The sequence below is a fragment of the Butyricicoccus sp. OF10-2 genome (genome assembly GCF_003481925.1).
Lineage (GTDB): Bacteria > Bacillota > Clostridia > Oscillospirales > Butyricicoccaceae > Agathobaculum > Agathobaculum butyriciproducens.
Window position 1 is genome coordinate 1 of the sequence record NZ_QUMC01000041.1, and the last position, 18,303, is coordinate 18,303.

11 protein-coding genes and 2 pseudogenes are annotated in these 18,303 nt (G+C 55.9%); 2 read left to right on the plus strand and 11 right to left on the minus strand.

What is annotated here, in order from left to right; genetic code table 11:
- Window positions 1-187 precede the first annotated feature (187 nt).
- From DXB00_RS15040 to DXB00_RS15090, 11 genes and pseudogenes are all read right to left on the minus strand, one after another.
- A complete protein-coding gene (locus DXB00_RS15040; protein WP_110436542.1) occupies window positions 188-406 on the minus strand; it encodes a hypothetical protein in 219 nt (72 codons plus the stop codon).
- A 116-nt stretch (window positions 407-522) separates the two neighbouring features.
- Window positions 523-1,724 (minus strand): annotated as a pseudogene (gene tuf, locus DXB00_RS15045) (elongation factor Tu).
- A 91-nt stretch (window positions 1,725-1,815) separates the two neighbouring features.
- Complete coding sequence (fusA, locus tag DXB00_RS15050) at window positions 1,816-3,921, minus strand: elongation factor G (RefSeq protein WP_119215132.1); 2,106 nt, start codon at window positions 3,919-3,921, stop codon at window positions 1,816-1,818.
- Window positions 3,922-3,960: 39 nt separating this feature from the next.
- A complete protein-coding gene (gene rpsG, locus DXB00_RS15055) occupies window positions 3,961-4,431 on the minus strand; it encodes a 30S ribosomal protein S7 (protein ID WP_181967828.1) in 471 nt (156 codons plus the stop codon).
- A gap of 321 nt (window positions 4,432-4,752) precedes the next feature.
- Complete coding sequence (gene rpsL, locus DXB00_RS15060; RefSeq protein ID WP_110436538.1) at window positions 4,753-5,172, minus strand: 30S ribosomal protein S12; 420 nt, start codon at window positions 5,170-5,172, stop codon at window positions 4,753-4,755.
- 66 nt (window positions 5,173-5,238) lie between these two features.
- Window positions 5,239-5,481: a ribosomal L7Ae/L30e/S12e/Gadd45 family protein gene (locus DXB00_RS15065; protein ID WP_110436537.1), complete on the minus strand. Its 243-nt coding sequence runs from the start codon at window positions 5,479-5,481 to the stop codon at window positions 5,239-5,241.
- A gap of 560 nt (window positions 5,482-6,041) precedes the next feature.
- A pseudogene (gene rpoC, locus DXB00_RS15070) lies at window positions 6,042-9,574 on the minus strand (DNA-directed RNA polymerase subunit beta').
- A 53-nt stretch (window positions 9,575-9,627) separates the two neighbouring features.
- A complete protein-coding gene (rpoB, locus tag DXB00_RS15075; RefSeq protein ID WP_119215133.1) occupies window positions 9,628-13,368 on the minus strand; it encodes a DNA-directed RNA polymerase subunit beta in 3,741 nt (1,246 codons plus the stop codon).
- A 1,038-nt stretch (window positions 13,369-14,406) separates the two neighbouring features.
- Window positions 14,407-15,129, minus strand: a complete 723-nt coding sequence (locus DXB00_RS15080) for an amino acid ABC transporter ATP-binding protein (RefSeq protein WP_110436534.1) — start codon at window positions 15,127-15,129, stop codon at window positions 14,407-14,409.
- Window positions 15,116-15,865: an amino acid ABC transporter permease gene (locus DXB00_RS15085; RefSeq protein WP_118729556.1), complete on the minus strand. Its 750-nt coding sequence runs from the start codon at window positions 15,863-15,865 to the stop codon at window positions 15,116-15,118. Before DXB00_RS15085 ends, DXB00_RS15080 begins: the two co-directional genes overlap by 14 nt.
- 117 nt (window positions 15,866-15,982) lie before the next feature.
- Entirely contained in the window at window positions 15,983-16,792 is an 810-nt protein-coding gene (locus tag DXB00_RS15090) for a basic amino acid ABC transporter substrate-binding protein (protein WP_118285317.1), read from the minus strand.
- A gap of 393 nt (window positions 16,793-17,185) precedes the next feature.
- Here DXB00_RS15090 and DXB00_RS15095 point away from each other — a divergent pair, with 393 nt between their 5' ends.
- Window positions 17,186-17,434, plus strand: coding sequence for an SH3 domain-containing protein (locus DXB00_RS15095; RefSeq protein WP_118729553.1), 249 nt, complete (start codon window positions 17,186-17,188; stop codon window positions 17,432-17,434).
- A 160-nt stretch (window positions 17,435-17,594) separates the two neighbouring features.
- Window positions 17,595-18,303 (plus strand): sulfide/dihydroorotate dehydrogenase-like FAD/NAD-binding protein (locus DXB00_RS15100; RefSeq protein WP_147359230.1); only part of this gene is annotated, 709 nt, incomplete at its 3' end.

An 18,303-nucleotide genomic window follows, 5' to 3' on the forward strand; every position in this document is an offset into this window, starting at 1 on the left:
ATTTGCGAAGCAAATTCATAAATTCCGGGAGCATGTATCTCGGAATTTATACAAGGGAAGAAAAAATGTGCCCGTAGGGCGCGGTTTTTCTTCAGTATTCGCTCGAAAGCGTGGTTTCGAGCGAGAGGCTGCTCGGAAAACGATAGTTTTTCGACAGCCTCAAAAGAGACGCTTTCGCGTCTCTTTTTCAGGTTTCGTGCTCTTTGCACCACTCGTTGAGCGTTTCCCGATCGGTGCCCTGCATGGAACAGGCGGTTCCGCAATCCCGTTCATTGGGCGGCAGCGAGATACCCTCGCTCATCTTTTCCTGTTCCCTCGCGGCCACTGCCGGTTTGCTGCGGCGCAGCCACTCGAACGCCTTCGCGGCGGCCCGGAGCTGATAGCGGTTTTCGTGATTTTCCGACATAATTGCATCCCTCCTTCGCATAGTATGCGCAGGAAAGAGGATTTTACGCACAAAAAAAGCTCCCATGCCGAAGCATGGGAGCTTGTAAATTGCGTTATGCTATTGCTTAACTGAAATTAAGCGTTGATAGCGGTTACGACGCCGGAACCTACGGTGCGGCCACCCTCACGGATAGCGAAACGCAGGCCTTCCTCGATAGCGATCGGGGTGATCAGCTCAACGTCCATCTCAACGTTATCGCCCGGCATGCACATCTCAGTGCCTTCCGGCAGAGTGATAACGCCAGTAACGTCGGTGGTACGGAAGTAGAACTGCGGACGGTAGTTGTTGAAGAACGGAGTATGACGGCCGCCCTCTTCCTTCTTCAGAACGTATACCTGACCGTGGAACTTGGTGTGCGGGTGAATGGAGCCCGGCTTAGCCAGAACCTGGCCACGCTCAACCTCGTTCTTCTGGATGCCGCGGAGCAGAGCGCCGATGTTGTCGCCAGCCTCAGCGTAGTCCAGCAGCTTGCGGAACATCTCGATACCGGTTACAACGGTCTTGCGCGGAGCGTCCATCAGACCAACGATCTCAACTTCCTCGCCCATCTTCAGCTGGCCACGCTCTACACGGCCGGTAGCTACGGTACCACGACCGGTGATGGAGAATACGTCCTCGACCGGCATGATGAACGGCTTATCAGCAGCACGGTCCGGGGTCGGGATATAAGAGTCAACAGCGTCCATCAGCTCGTGGATGCACTTGTACTCCGGAGCGTTCGGATCCTTGGAGTCGCAGGTCAGAACGTTCAGAGCGGAACCACGGATTACCGGAACGTCGTCGCCCGGGAAATCGTAAGAGGACAGCAGCTCACGGATCTCCATCTCAACCAGGTCGAGCAACTCCTCGTCGTCTACCTGATCAGCCTTGTTCATGAAGACAACGATATACGGAACGCCTACCTGACGGGACAGCAGGATGTGCTCGCGGGTCTGCGGCATCGGGCCGTCAGCAGCGGATACAACCAGGATAGCACCGTCCATCTGAGCAGCGCCGGTGATCATGTTCTTAACGTAGTCGGCATGGCCCGGGCAGTCAACGTGAGCGTAGTGACGCTTAGCGGTGTGATACTCAACGTGTGCGGTGTTGATGGTAATGCCGCGCTCCTTCTCCTCCGGAGCCTTGTCGATTGCGTCGTATGCCTGATACTCAGCATCGCCCTCGAGAGCCAGAACCTTGGTGATTGCAGCGGTCAGAGTGGTCTTGCCGTGGTCAACGTGCCGATGGTGCCAATGTTAACGTGCGGCAGAGAACGGTCAAATTTTTCCTTTGCCATTGTGGATATCCTCCTCGTAAAATGAATTAAAAGTCATGTTGCATTTATTTTACTGCATTTCGAGAAAAAATGCAATAGGGTGCAGCAGATTTTAGTCGTTGTTTTTGTTACGGTTGTCGATGATCTTCTCCTGAATGCTCTTCGGCACTTCAGTGTAGTGGCTCGGCTGCATGGTGTACTGACCACGGCCCTGGGTGCGGGAACGCAGAGCAGTTGCGTAACCGAACATCTCGCTCAGCGGAACGCCGGCAGAGATAGCCTGTACGCCGCCGCGCGGCTCCATGCCCTGGATCTGGCCACGACGGGAGTTCAGGTCGCCGATAACGTCGCCCATGTACTCCTCCGGTACCATTACGTCAACCTGCATGATCGGCTCCATCAGAACCGGATCAGCCTTCTTCATGGCTTCCTTGAACGCCATAGAACCAGCGATCTTGAACGCCATCTCAGAGGAGTCGACTTCGTGGTAAGAGCCATCATACAGGGTTACCTTAACGTCAACAACCGGGTAGCCTGCGAGGATACCAGACTGCATAGCGCCCTGGATACCCTGATTAACAGGCTCGATATATTCCTTCGGGATAGCACCGCCAACGATCTTGTTGATGAACTCGTAGCCCTTGCCGGACTCGTTCGGCTCAACGATGATCTTAACATGGCCGTACTGGCCCTTACCACCGGACTGACGAGCGTACTTCTGATCAACGTCAGCGGAGCGGCGGATGGTCTCCTTGTAAGCAACCTGAGGAGAACCTACGTTAGCCTCTACCTTGAACTCGCGCAGCAGACGGTCAACGATGATCTCCAGATGAAGCTCGCCCATACCAGCGATAATGGTCTGGCCGGTCTCTTCATCGGTGTAGGTCTTGAAGGTCGGGTCCTCTTCTGCCAGCTTAGCCAGCGCAATACCCATCTTCTCCTGACCAGCCTTGGTCTTCGGCTCGATCGCAACACGGATAACCGGGTCCGGGAACTCCATAGACTCGAGGATGATCGGGTGCTTCTCATCACACAGCGTATCGCCGGTGGTGGTGTTCTTAAAGCCGATGCCCGCAGCGATATCGCCGGAATATACGCAGTCGATATCCTGACGGTGGTTAGCGTGCATCTGCAGAATACGGCCCAGACGCTCGCGCTGATCCTTGGTAGCATTCAGTACGGAGGAACCAGCGGTGATGGTGCCGGAGTATACGCGGAAGAACGTCAGACGGCCAACGAACGGGTCGGTAGCGATCTTGAACGCCAGCGCGGAGAACGGCGCATCATCAGAAGACGGACGGGAATCCTCCTCGTCGGTCTGCGGGTTTACACCCTTGATGTCCGGGATGTCGGTCGGAGCCGGCATGTATTCGATAACAGCGTCCAGCAGCGGCTGTACGCCCTTGTTGCGGTATGCGGTGCCGCAGAGTACCGGAACGATTTCGTTGGCGATACAGCCCTTGCGGATTGCAGCCTTAACTTCCGGAATGGTCAGCTCTTCGCCCTCGAGGTACTTCATCATGAGGTCCTCGTCCAGCTCAGCAACGTGCTCCCACAGTTCGTCGTGGTACTGCTGAGCCTTCTCCATCATGTCAGCCGGAATATCCTCATCGCGGATATCCTTGCCGAGGTCATCGTAGTAAACCTCAGCGCGCATGGTGATCAGGTCGATGATACCCTTGAAGGTATCCTCAGAGCCGATCGGCAGCTGAACCGGAACAGCGTTGCACTTCAGACGATCCTTCATCATGTTGACTACGTTGTAGAAGTCAGCACCCATGATGTCCATCTTGTTTACGAACGCCATACGCGGAACCTTGTACTTGTCAGCCTGATGCCAAACGGTCTCAGACTGCGGCTCAACGCCGCCCTTTGCACAGAATACGGTTACGGAACCGTCCAGTACACGCAGGGAGCGCTCTACCTCTACGGTAAAGTCAACGTGGCCCGGGGTGTCGATGATGTTGATACGATGCTCCGGGAACTGATGAGTAGAGCCGGACCAGTGGCAGGTGGTAGCTGCGGAGGTGATGGTGATACCACGCTCCTGCTCCTGCTCCATCCAGTCCATGGTAGCGGTACCGTCGTGGGTATCGCCGATCTTATGGTTTACACCGGTGTAATACAGAATACGCTCGGTGGTAGTGGTCTTACCGGCGTCGATGTGCGCCATGATGCCGATATTTCTGGTTCTTTCCAGGGAATATTCTCTAGGCATATTGCTCTCCTTTCAAAGCGTTATGCGGAAACCGACAGATTAATAGCGGTAGTGTGCGAACGCCTTGTTCGCCTCTGCCATCTTGTGGGTATCCTCGCGCTTCTTAACAGCACCGCCCAGATTGTTGCAAGCGTCCAGGATCTCGCCTGCCAGACGCTCACGCATGGTCTTTTCAGAACGAGCGCGGGAGTACTTGGTGATCCAACGCAGGCCCAGGGTCTGACGACGCTCCGGGCGAACTTCCATCGGCACCTGGTAGGTAGCGCCGCCTACACGGCGAGCCTTAACTTCCAGGGTCGGCATGATGTTTTCCATAGCCTCGGTGAAAACCTCCAGCGGTTCACGACCGGTCTTTTCACGAACGATATCGAAAGCACCATAAACAACCTTCTGCGAAACGCCCTTCTTGCCGTCGAGCATGATAGAGTTTACCAGCTTGGTGACGAGCTTGGAATTATAAAGCGGATCGGGCAGAACGTCTCTCTTGGGGACATTACCTCTTCTTGGCACTTTACTTCCCTCCTTCAAAAATATTTGATTTCATAGGTACTTCGGCGGATCTTTGACCGCCGTTGTTCATGCCTGTCCGAGGTAAAGGCCCGATTTATGCAATCGGAACTAAAATGCCTCAGACAAAGCATAGCTGCTTTGCTGAAAAATAACTTTCTCGCAAAACCTTGTGGGTTGGCTCCTTGCCTTCCGTTTCCTTATTTGCAAGGTAACGGTACAGGAGTAATCAAGCATGGTGGTGTGAGACAAGGCGCGGACGACTGCCGCGTACAAAGGTACGCAAAGGAGTCCGCAACGCAGTATCACGCCATCAGGCGCAGATTACTTGCCTGCCTTCGGGCGCTTAGCGCCGTACTTGGAACGAGCCTGACGACGGTTAGCAACACCCTGGGTATCCAGAGTACCACGGATGATGTGGTAACGAACACCAGGAAGGTCCTTTACACGACCGCCGCGAACCATAACTACAGAGTGCTCCTGCAGGTTGTGGCCTTCACCGGGGATGTAAGCGGAAACTTCCATCTGGTTGGTCAGCTTTACACGAGCTACCTTACGAAGAGCAGAGTTCGGCTTCTTCGGGGTCATGGTCTTAACCGTGGTGCAAACGCCGCGCTTCTGCGGAGCGGACTGATCGGTAGCCTTCTTCTTCTGAGAGTTGTAGCCTACCTGAAGAGCCGGTGCCGTAGACTTGGTAACGACTGCCTCACGACCCTTACGGACGAGTTGGTTAAAAGTTGGCATTTTATTTCCTCCTTCTTTCAAAGATATTTATGAAAAGCGCGTTTTGCGCAATTCAACAAAGAAAAATCAGTGCAGAACAACGACTACTGCCGCGCCGACATCAATGCCGACCGCATCGCCGAGCTCCGTCATCGTGGTGACCTCGGTAACTTCCATACCGTGTTCACTGCAAAGCTCATAAATCGGTCCGACGACTCGTTTTTCTGCGTCCAGCGCAACAAAGACCTGTGCGGCTGCGCCATCCCGAATCGCTTTTTTCGACTGCTTTACACCGATCACCTTGTGCGCCGTGTGAAGTTCTGAAAGCATAATATTCCTCCTATACGGCATACTCCCATAGTATACGGGTTTGTCCCCCTGTTGTCAAGTGTTTTCTCGAAATTTTTTATTTTTTACGAGATTTTTCTTTTCCAGACAAATTTGACACCTGGCAAAAGGAGTTTCCGCAGGATACATTCAATGATTACGCTATACCGTAGGGTGCGACGACCTCGGCGCACCGTTTCTAACGATTGGTACACGTTATCCCGTAGGGGCGAGCAGTGCTCGCCCACGCATCCGTTTAACCATAGCGCAGGAGGCCAATGGCCTCCCCTACGGGGATAACATTATGCAAACGGTTTACCAATAAATATGTGCCTGTCGTTATCGGTTTGCGGGCGAACAATGTTCGCCCCTACGGGGCAGATTGTACAGACCGGATAGATACGGTATCCATTCAGCATAAAATTGAAACGGAGAAACATCGTAAACCGTCACGGTAATTCTCCATTCTCAATTTTCCATTCGGCACAAGCAAAAACAGGAGAACACCTTACAGTGTTCCCCTGTTTTACTTAATCTATACAGCGTTTTCGGCTTTCTGCAAATCAGTCGAGATTTACAGTCTGCTCGTAGTGACCGGTGCAGTAATCGGACACACCCGAGCCGGCCGGAATCAGCTTGCCGATGATTACGTTCTCCTTCAGACCCATCAGCGGATCGACCTTGCCCTTGATTGCGGCGTCGGTCAGCACGCGGGTAGTCTCCTGGAAGGATGCAGCGGACATCCAGGAATCGGTTGCGAGGGATGCCTTGGTGATACCCATGAGGGTCGGCTCCGCAACAGCCAGACGGAGACCTTCCTCGCCGGCGTCGATGCGTGCCTGCACCTTGTTGTTGTAATCCTCGAACTCGAGCCAGTCCATAACAGAACCCGGCAGAACCTCAGCGTCGCCCGCGTCCTCAACGCGAACCTTGCGCATCATCTGACGAACGATAACCTCGATATGCTTATCGTTGATATCTACGCCCTGCTGACGGTAAACCTTCTGAACTTCCTTGATCTCGTAGTCGTGAACGGCGCGAGGATCGAGGATACGCAGAATGTCATGCGGGTTGAGCGAGCCTTCGTTCAGCTGGAAGCCCTGCGGGACTTCCTGACCGTCGGTTACGCGGATACCGGAGGACGAAGCCAGCTGGTAGGAACGCATATCGCCGGTCTGCGGGTTGACGATGTTGACGGTCTTGACGGTGGTGCGCTTGGACTCCTCGATGGAGACCATGCCGCCGATCTCGGCCAGCGTTGCAGCCTTCTTCGGCTTGCGGGCCTCGAACAGCTCCTCAACTCGCGGAAGACCCTGCGTAATATCCGAACCTGCGACACCGCCGGTATGGAAGGTACGCATAGTAAGCTGGGTACCCGGCTCGCCGATGGACTGTGCTGCGATGATACCGACAGCCTCGCCCTTGCCGACCGGCGTGCCCATTGCAAGGTTGATGCCGTAGCAGTGCGCGCAGACACCCTTGCGGGCACGGCACTCGAGCACGGAGCGGATCTGAACGCGGGTGATGCCGGCGCCGACAACCGCATCGGCGTCAGCTCAGTCATCATCTTGCTCTTCGGTACGATAACCTCACCGGTCTCCGGATTTACGATATCGTCAACCGGGAAGCGGCCGAGCAGACGCTCGCGCAGCGGCTCGATGATCTGGTTGCCTTCCTTGATATCCTCTACCCAGATACCCTTGGTTGCGCCACAGTCGTCCTCGCGGATGATAACGTCCTGAGAAACGTCTACCAGACGGCGGGTCAGGTAACCCGAGTCAGCGGTACGCAGTGCGGTATCGGCCATGCCCTTTCGAGCACCGCGGGCAGCGATGAAGTATTCGAGTACGGTCAGGCCTTCACGGAAGTTGGACTTGATCGGGATTTCGATGGTCTTACCGGAGGCGGATGCCATCAGGCCTCGCATACCGGCCAGCTGACGGATCTGGTTGATAGAACCACGGGCACCGGAATCAGCCATCATGTGAATCGGGTTGTAGCGCTGCTCCTTCATGTTGGCCTGCAGCTTTGCGGTAACCTTCTTGGTGGTCTCTTCCCACTCGGCTACGGTCAGACGGTAGCGCTCCTGATCGGTGATAAAGCCGCGCTTGTACTTGCGGTCGATCTTGGCAACCTTCTTCTCGGACTCGCGGATCATCTCGTCCTTGCCTTCCGGCACGAGCATGTCGGCTACGGCTACGGTCAGCGCACCCTTAGTGGAGTACTTGTAGCCCATCGCCTTGATGGAGTCGAGCACCTCAGCGGTGATGTGGAAGCCGTGTACGCGGATACACTTGTCAATGATCTTGCCAAGCTCCTTCTTGCCGCAGGTGAACATGATCTCAAGATCAAACTTCTTGGACGGATCCGAGCGGTCAACAAAGCCGAGATCCTGCGGGATGCGCTCGTTGAAGATCAGACGGCCCGGGGTCGCGTCTACGATAGCGGACTCGGTCTTGCCGTTTACTTCCTTGGACAGACGAACCTTGATCGGCGCGTGAATGCCAACGATACCCTCGTTGTACGCCATCAGCGCCTCGTCCACGTTGCGGAATACCTTGCCGGCGCCCGGCTCGGTATCGCGGTCGATGGTCAGGTAGTAGGAGCCGAGGACCATATCCTGAGACGGAATGGTAACCGGCTTGCCGTCCTGCGGCTTGAGCAGGTTGTTCGCGGACAGCATCAGCAGACGGGCCTCAGCCTGTGCCTCTGCGGACAGCGGAACGTGAACTGCCATCTGGTCGCCGTCGAAGTCGGCGTTGAATGCGGTACATACCAGCGGATGCAGGCGGATCGCACGGCCTTCTACGAGGACCGGCTCGAACGCCTGAATGCCCAGACGGTGCAGGGTCGGTGCACGGTTCAGCATAACCGGATGACCCTTGATGATGCCCTCGAGCACGTCCCATACCTCGGGCTTTGCGCGCTCTACCATCTTCTTGGCAGACTTGATGTTCTGTGCGGTGCCGTCCTCAACCAGCTTCTTCATAACGAACGGCTTGAACAGCTCGAGTGCCATTTCCTTCGGCAGACCGCACTGATAGATCTTCAGATCCGGGCCTACGACGATAACCGAACGGCCGGAGTAGTCAACTCGCTTGCCGAGCAGGTTCTGACGGAAACGGCCCTGCTTGCCCTTCAGCATGTCGGACAGAGACTTGAGTGCACGGTTGTTCGGGCCGGTGACCGGACGGCCGCGGCGGCCGTTATCGATCAGGGCGTCAACAGCCTCCTGCAGCATGCGCTTCTCGTTGCGCACGATGATGTCCGGCGCACCCAGCTCGAGCAGGCGCTTGAGGCGGTTGTTGCGGTTGATGACGCGGCGGTACAGGTCGTTCAGGTCGCTCGTTGCGAAGCGGCCGCCGTCCAGCTGTACCATCGGGCGGATTTCCGGCGGGATGACCGGAACAACGTCCATGATCATCCACTCCGGGCGGTTGTGCGACAGACGGAACGACTCAACGACCTCGAGGCGCTTGATGATGCGCAGGCGCTTCTGGCCGGAAGCCTCACGCAGCTCTGCGGTCAGCTCCTTGGAGAGCTGGTCGAGGTCCAGCTCTGCGAGCAGCTCCTTGATGGACTCCGCGCCCATGCCGGCACGGAAGTCCTCGTCGTACTTTTCACGCATGTCGCGGTACTCAGCCTCGGTCAGGATCTGCTTCTTCATCAGCGGCGTGTCGCCCGGATCGATTACGATATAGTTTGCAAAGTACAGGACCTTCTCCAGTACACGCGGGCTGATATCAAGGATCAGGCCCATGCGGGACGGGATGCCCTTGAAGTACCAGATGTGCGATACCGGCGCTGCCAGCTCAATGTGGCCCATGCGCTCGCGACGGACCTTGGCCTTGGTGACCTCAACGCCGCACTTGTCGCAGATCTTGCCCTTGAAGCGGACCTTCTTGTACTTGCCGCAGTGGCACTCCCAGTCCTTGGTCGGTCCAAAGATACGCTCGCAGAACAGGCCATCGCGTTCCGGCTTGAGCGTACGGTAGTTAATGGTTTCGGGCTTCTTTACCTCGCCGTAAGACCACTGGCGGATCAGCTCGGGCGAAGCCAGACCGATCTTAATGGCGTTAAACGTATGATATCCCATATATTTTAAGATGCTCCTTCCCTATTCACAGATGATTTCACTTACGCTCAGCCTTATTCGCCCAGACCGTCGTCGAAATCACCTTCGGCATCGTCACCGCCATCCTCGGCGGGGTTATCCAGTGCAAAGAGATCGGTGTCGCCTTCCTCGGCATCGTTGATGCCGAAGCCTGCTGCGGTGAACTCGTCATCCGCGCCGGAGACAGCCTGCTCCATCGGACGGGTGTACTCAGCGGTCTCCTCGTCGTCGTCCTCAGACAGCTCGATCACTTCCATGTTCTCGTCCAGAACCTGAATATCCAGACACAGAGCCTGCAGCTCCTTGGTGAGTACCTTGAAGGATTCCGGAACGCCCGGCTGCGGTACGTTGTGACCCTTGACGATCGCCTCGTAGGTCTTGACACGGCCGGTGATATCGTCGGACTTGACGGTCAGGATCTCCTGCAGGGTATATGCGGCGCCATATGCTTCCAGCGCCCAAACTTCCATCTCGCCGAAGCGCTGGCCGCCGAACTGCGCCTTGCCGCCCAGAGGCTGCTGGGTTACGAGCGAGTACGGGCCGGTCGAACGAGCATGGATCTTATCGTCTACCAGATGATGCAGCTTGAGGTAATACATATAACCAACGGTTACGCGGTTATCGAACTTCTCACCGGTACGGCCGTCGTATACGACGCTCTTGCCGTCCTCGTTAACGCCTGCTGCAACCAGCGTCTCCTTGATATCCTCGAGCGTTGCGCCGTCGAATACCGGGGTCTCGACCTTCCAGCCGAGCTTCTTAGCTGCGAAGCCAAGGTGAACCTCGAGCACCTGACCGATGTTCATTCGGGACGGTACGCCCAACGGGTTCAGTACGATGTCGAGCGGACGGCCATCCTCCAGGAACGGCATATCCTCCTGCGGCAGAATGCGGGAAACGACACCCTTGTTACCATGACGGCCTGCCATCTTATCGCCGACAGAGATCTTGCGCTTCTGCGCGATATAAACGCGGACAACCATGTTGACACCGGGAGACAGCTCGTCGCCGTTCTCGCGGGTAAATACCTTAACGTCTACAACGATACCGGATTCGCCGTGCGGCGCACGCAGAGAGGTATCACGAACCTCGCGGGCCTTCTCACCGAAGATCGCGCGGAGCAGGCGCTCCTCTGCGGTCAGCTCGGTCTCGCCCTTCGGGGTAACCTTGCCGACCAGGATGTCGCCGGCATGAACCTCAGCGCCGACACGGATGATGCCGCGCTCGTCGAGGTTGCGGAGTGCGTCCTCGCCGACGTTCGGGATATCGCGGGTGATCTCCTCAGGTCCGAGCTTGGTATCACGGGATTCGGACTCGTACTCCTCGATATGGATGGAGGTGTAAACGTCGTCGCGTACCAAACGCTCGTTCAGCAGTACGGCGTCCTCGTAGTTGTAGCCTTCCCAGGTCATGAAGCCGATGAGGGCATTCTTGCCCAGTGCAACCTCGCCCTGATCGGTAGACGGGCCGTCGGACAGAACGTCGCCTGCCTTGACACGCTCGCCCAGATCAACGATCGGACGCATGTTGATACAGGTGGACTGGTTGGAACGCATAAACTTGGTCAGCGGATAGGTCTTGTCGGTGCCGTTGTCATAGTGTACGCAAACCTCACGGGCGGTTACGCGGGTAACAACGCCGTCACCCTCTGCCAGCGGAATCGTACCGGAGTCAACAGCTGCCTTGTACTCCATGCCGGTTGCAACGACTGGAGCCTCGGTACGGAGCAGCGGTACGGCCTGACGCTGCATGTTCGCGCCCATCAGTGCGCGGTTTGCGTCGTCATGGTCGAGGAACGGGATGAATGCGGTAGCAACCGAGATCATCATGCGCGGAGAAACGTCCATCAGGTCAACGTCCTTGCGGTCTACCTCGACGAACTCGTCGCGCATACGGCAGGTTACACGGTCGTTTACGAGGTTGTTGTTCTCGTCGAGCGGCTCGGTAGCCTGGCAGACGATGTACTCGTCCTCGACGTCTGCGGTCATGTAGCGAACCTCGTCGGTAACGTGGCAGCGGACCTCGCCGGTTTCCTCGTCCTTGGTCTTTTCGATAACGCGGTACGGCGCCTCGATAAAGCCGAAGTCGTTAATGCGTGCGTAGGTTGCCAGATAGGAGATCAGGCCGATGTTAGGACCTTCAGGGGTCTCGATCGGGCACAGACGGCCGTAATGGGAGTAGTGTACGTCTCGAACCTCGAAGGATGCACGGTCACGGGACAGACCGCCGGGACCGAGGGCGGACATACGGCGCTTGTGCGTCAGCTCAGCCAGCGGGTTGTTCTGGTCCATGAACTGGGACAGCGGAGAAGAACCGAAGAACTCCTTGATGGCTGCGGTTACCGGACGGATGTTGATCAAGGACTGCGGCGTAACAACGTCGAGGTCCTGAATGGTCATGCGCTCGCGGATAACGCGCTCCATGCGGGAGAAGCCGATGCGGAACTGGTTCTGCAGCAGCTCGCCTACGCAGCGCAGACGGCGGTTGCCCAGATGGTCGATATCGTCAACCGTGCCGATGCCGTGACCGAGGTTGAGCAGATAGCAGATGGAAGCGAGCATATCATCAACGATAATGGTCTTCGGAACCAGATCGAAGTGACGCTCCTTAACGGTCTTCTTCAGCTCGTCGCCCTGTACGCCGGAGTCGATGATCTCCTTGAGGACGGTGAAGCGAACCTTCTCCTTGAGGCCCAGATCCTCTGCGGTTGCGCCGCCGAGGTAGTCGGAGAAATCGTTTACGTCTACCATGCCGTTGCCGAATACCTTAACGGCAGTGCCCTCGGCAGACTCGATCACAACGCTGTTTACGCCGCGGGCAGCCATCATGGTTGCCTTCTCGCGGGAGAGAACCTCGCCGTCCTCTGCCAGAACCTCGCCGGTCATCGGGTCAGCGACTGCATTTACCAGCTTGTGGCCGGTGATGCGGCGTGCGATGTTCAGCTTCTTGTTGTACTTGTAGCGGCCGACCGCGGAAATGTCGTAGCGGCGCATATCGAAGAACATGGCGTCCATCAGAGAGGTAGCCGACTCCACAGAGGGCGGCTCACCCGGACGCATCTTCTTGTAGATCTCGATGAGGGCTTCCTCGGCGGTGTGCGCTGGGTCCTTGTCGAGGGTTGCAACGATCAGCGGATCCTCACCGAACAGCTCCTTGATCTCGGCATCGGTCTTAACGCCGATGGCACGGATGAAGCTGGTGATCGGAATCTTGCGGTTTTTATCAATGCGAACATAGAAAACGTCGTTTGCATCGGTCTCGTACTCGAGCCATGCGCCGCGGTACGGGATTACGGTAGCGGAGAGCAGAACCTTGTCGGTCTTGTCAAGCTCCCTGCCGTAGTATACGCCCGGGGAACGAACGAGCTGAGATACGATCGCGCGTTCTGCACCGTTGATGATGAAGGTAGCGGCGTGGGTCATCTTCGGGAAATCACCCATGAAGATTTCCTGCTCCTTGATCTCGCCGGTCTCCTTGTTGCGCAGACGCATGCGGACCTTCAGCGGAGTTGCATACGTTGCATCTCGTGCCTTGCACTCCTCAATGCTGTACTTCGGCTCCTCGTCCATCGAAAAATCGAGGAAGGAAAGCTCCAGATTTCCGGTGTAGTCCGTGATGGACGCGGTATCGTCAAAAACCTCACGCAGGCCCTGATCCAGGAACCATTCGTAAGACTTCTTCTGCACCTCGATGAGATTCGGCATTTCGAGAATCTCTTCGATTCGTGCAAAGCTCTTTCGTGTGGTTTTGCCGTGCTGTACGTCTTTCACCTTCATGTGCTTTGATCACTCCGTTTCTTTCGGCTGTTGGTGTTGGTTGATACGCCCGGCGGCGTTGCGAAAATATTGCTCTTGGTCTTGCAATTTCTTGCAGACCGTGCTAACATATACTTAGGAATCGGATAATGTATCCGATTTTATAAAGCGTTTTATTATACCATGATTTTTCACAGAATGTCAAGTGTATTTTTGTACAAAAGGCAGAAGTTTTCTTCTGCCTTTCGTTTTTGCCTGAAAGCAGCTGCCGTTTTTCTCAGCACAGGCTGAGCGGGGTGCACAAACTGCGCACGCGGTTCATCCTTTCCGGGCGGCTCCTTTTCTGCACCGGCTGACCGGGGCACGCGAACTGCCGCAGGCGGGTTCGCCCCTGACGGGCGGAAAGTTTTTCGCTGAACCTCAGCAGAGGAATTCGCCGTCTGCGGACGGCGGGAGCGGCGCGGCACCCGCCGCGGGGGGCAAAAAGGAAGGACAACCTGCGGTTTGCCCGTAGGCTGCTAAACCTTTTTCCCGCGCCGTGCGCGGATTAAATGAGTGCCCTTCCTCTTTGAACTCCTACCTTTCCCTTATTCGTTAGTCTGGCGCAGATTGCCGACATGTGACCGCTTCGAAAAGGAGAACGGCAGAGGATTTCTACTTCCGTGTCTTTCTCTGCCAATTCGCAGTGTCAGATACCGTACTGCTACACATACCGACTACTCTACGCAGGCGCGACACAAGGTGAATTGCCCGAAGGGCAAGAGAGGGTCCCCCCGGGGGATACCCGTGCCGCGCAACTCGCTGGCTCGGATATTCTGCACGGCAACTGCGAATTGCACTCGTTGTGCCGCAGGGTGCGCCGACCTCGGCGCACCGCTTGTATCCGGTCTGCACAAATTATCCCGCAGGGGCGAACATTGTTCGCCCACGCAATGGTAAACCCTCACGGCCTTGCGCGAACGAAGCCTGTGCCATGACAGCGGCATTCTCCATTCTCCATTCTCAATTCCCCATTTCAGGCAAAATAAAAAGGACGCTCACGCGTCCTTTTTTATTTGCTTAAAGCACCTTCGACAGAAAATCCTTCAGTCTCGGATGCTGCGGATTTGCGAAGAACTCCTTCGGCTCGTTCTGCTCTACGATATTGCCGCCGTCCATGAACAGCACGCGCGTTGCAACCTCGCGGGCAAAACCCATCTCGTGAGTAACAACGACCATGGTCATGCCGTCGTCGGCCAGTTCCTTCATGATTTCGAGCACCTCGCCGACCATTTCCGGGTCGAGCGCCGAGGTCGGCTCGTCGAACAGCATCACGTCCGGATTCATTGCCAGCGCACGCGCGATGGCGATACGCTGCTGCTGACCGCCGGAAAGCTGTGCCGGATAGCTGTCCGCCTTATCCGGCAGACCGACACGCGCAAGCAGCTCGAGCGCACGCTTGTCCGCCTCTTCATCGGTCATGACCTTGAGCTTGACCGGTGCCAGCTTGATATTCTCGCGCACGGTCAGGTGCGGGAACAGGTTGAACTGCTGGAACACCATGCCCATACGGCGGCGCACCAGATTGATATCCGTGTCCTTGGCGGTGATGTTCTGTCCCTCGAAGATAATTTCGCCGCCGGTCGGCTCCTCGAGCAGGTTCAGGCAGCGCAGAAAGGTGGACTTGCCCGAGCCGGACGGGCCGATGACTACGACCTTCTCGCCCTTCTCGATATGCTCGTTGACACCCTTGAGCACCTCATGGTTGCCAAAGGATTTGTGCAGGTTTTTAACGTCGATCACTTTCGCGCAGCCTCCTCTCAAAAATGCCGAGCAGCTTGGTCAGGATGATAACGAGCACCAGATAGATGATCGCAAGGCTGACATACGGCACATAGGCCTGATAGGTATTGGACACAATATTCTGTGCCTGCTTGGTCACGTCGCGCAGCGCGATGACCGACACGAGCGAGGTATCCTTCAGCAGGGTGATCATCTCATTGCCGAGTGCCGGAAGAATGTTCTTGATCGCCTGCGGAATGACGATCAGGCGCATGGTCTGTGCATAGTTCAGGCCGAGCGAACGTCCGGCCTCCATCTGACCCGGATTGACCGACATCAGGCCGCCGCGCACGATCTCGGCAACATATGCGCCCGAGTTGATGCCCAGTGTAACAATACCGCACACCAGACGCGCTGTATCATCCTTAGGCACCATGATAACAAAGCCCATGATCAGCAGCTGAACCATCATAGGCGTACCGCGGATGACGGTCAGATACAGCTTGCAGACTGCGTTGAGAATGCTCAGAATGATGTTGCTTTTGCCCATGCGGCGGGAATCATGCGCCGTGCGGACTACCGCGATCAGCAGACCGATGATAACACCGAGGATCAGCGCACCGATCGTGACCGCAAATGTGATTTTCAGACCGTTCAGGAACCATTTCCAGCGGTCCGCTGCGATAAAGGTCTGGTACAGCTGGAACAGCAGGTTCCGCAGACCCTCCGGCAGATTGGCAACCGAATCCGGTACCATTTTCAGCCACTGGTCCATTGTAATACCGTTCACAGGTCATCCCCTCTTTCTTTTCATTTTACTGCAAAAGAGGGGCGGCGCTGAACCGTCCCTCTTCCTTTGTACGCGTTTGTTGATTTACTGTGCTGCGGAGTCAGCGCTGATATACTTGTCAACGATGGACTGCAGGGTGCCGTCACCCTCGAGCTCCTTCAGAGCGCCGTTTACCTTGTCGAGCAGCTCGGTGTTGCCCTTCTTGATAGCGATCGCGTAATCCTCGTCAGCGTAAGCGGTGTCGAGGATCTTGAGGCCGCTGTTTGCAGCAACATAGTTCTTAGCCGGCTCCTGGTCGATAACAACGCAGTCGATCTGATCATTTACCAGTGCAGCAACTGCGAGCGGACCGTTGTTGAACTGCTTTACATGCTCCTGACCGTAGTCACCGGTGCAGTAGATGTCGCCGGTGGTGCCGGTCTGAACGCCGATGTTCTTGCCCTCCAGATCATCCGGAGAAGCGATATCGGAACCATCCTTAACGATGATGACCTGAACGCCCTTTGCGTAGGAATCAGAGAAATCTACATTCTCCTGACGATCCGGGGTAACGGTCATGCCAGCCAGCGCCACGTCGATGGTGTCGCTCTGCAGCGCCGGGATCAGGGAATCGAACTCCATATCGGTGATCTCGAGCTTCATGCCCAGCTTGTCAGCGATAGCAGCAGCGATGTCCGCATCGATGCCCTGTACGTTGCCGTCGTCGCCAACGAACTCGTACGGCGGGAAAGTAGCGTTAGTGCCCATGCGCAGCGTGCCGCCGTCCGCAGAGGTAGAGGTGGTGGAATCCTGTGCGTCACTGCTGGAATCAGCGGTCTTGGAGCCGCCGCAGCCGGTCAGCAGCATAGAACCTGCCAGTACCATGCTCAGCATAGCAATGGAAAACTTCTTCATTTGTGTTAACTCCTTCCGATTTGACCCGTGCAAAACGGGCATCTCTTTCAAACAATGATTATTATACAGCGCGTTCTATAATAATGCAACCTAAATTTCAGCGAAAAACTATGGAAAAGCATTTATTTTTTCAGTAATCCTGACACAAGCAATCGGTAATTCGTTAAGGCAATACCGCATAATTGAACAAGAGTGATTTGCGAGTAAATTTTGCGTACTGACGAGGCACAGTTTTGCGGTAATACTTGATGTATTACCGTGAAACTGCAACAAAGTCAGGACACAAAATTTCCGCAAAGCACCGCAGTCTTAATTGTGCGGTGTTGCCTTAATTGCCAATTAACGCTCTGCATTTTTGCAGCATAGTCTGCATTAACCACAAGGAGGTGCCCTATGTCCCCTGTTCCTGTTATATATGTATCGCCTGCGTTTCGCACGGCCTGCGCCGAGCCGCGCGGCGCGCTTCTCCTGCTGCGCTCCGATCCGATTCGCTCCGCGCCGATTGTCGGCAGTGCGGCAAGCGGTGCGCGCCTGTTCATCCTGTGCGAGCAGAACGGCTGGTGTCATGTACGCACGCGCACAGCCTGCGGCTGGGTTCCTAAAACCGACATTGTGCTGTTTTACTGCCGTCCGGCTTTGTGAAGCTTTCGTCAAACCAGTTAATTTTTTGACAAACAAGGTGTGTTTTCATCAATTCTGACCATTTTTACTGCTGATTTTTCATTTTCACTTGCGTTGCTTAAAGCGATACAGTATAATGTAAAATGTTCGATGCGACAATCGCAAGGAGGTACGAAAAAGAGTGTATCAGATTTTGAAAAAGCAAACGCTGAACGCAAACACCAAGCTGATGGTGATCGAGGCACCGCACGTTGCCCGCAAGGCAGAGCCGGGTCAGTTCATCATCCTGCGTGTCAGCGCAGAAGGCGAGCGTATTCCGCTCACGATCGCAGATTTTGACCGTGAAAAGGGTTCTGTCACCATCATTTTTCAGGAGGTCGGCGCAACGACGATGGCGCTCGGCGCGCTGAACGAGGGCGACTGCCTGCATGATTTTGTCGGTCCGCTCGGCAAGGCGAGCGAGCTTGAGGGTCTCAAGAAGGTCGCTGTTGTCGGCGGCGGTCTGGGCTGCGCGATCGCATATCCGCAGGCCAAGAAGCTGCACGAAATGGGCGCTGAGGTTGACCTGATCGCCGGTTTCCGCAACAAGGACATCATCATCCTCGAGGACGAGATGAAGAACGCCTGCACCAACCTGCACATCGTGACCGACGACGGCTCGAACGGCCGCAAGGCACTGGTTACACAGGTGCTCAAGGAACTGATCGACGCGGGCAACCAGTACGATGCCGTTATCGCCATCGGCCCGATGATTATGATGAAGTTTGTCTGCGAGACCACCCGTCCGTACGGCATCAAGACCATCGTTTCCATGAACACCATCATGGTTGACGGTACCGGCATGTGCGGCGGCTGCCGTCTTACCGTTGGCGGCGAGACCAAGTTCGCAT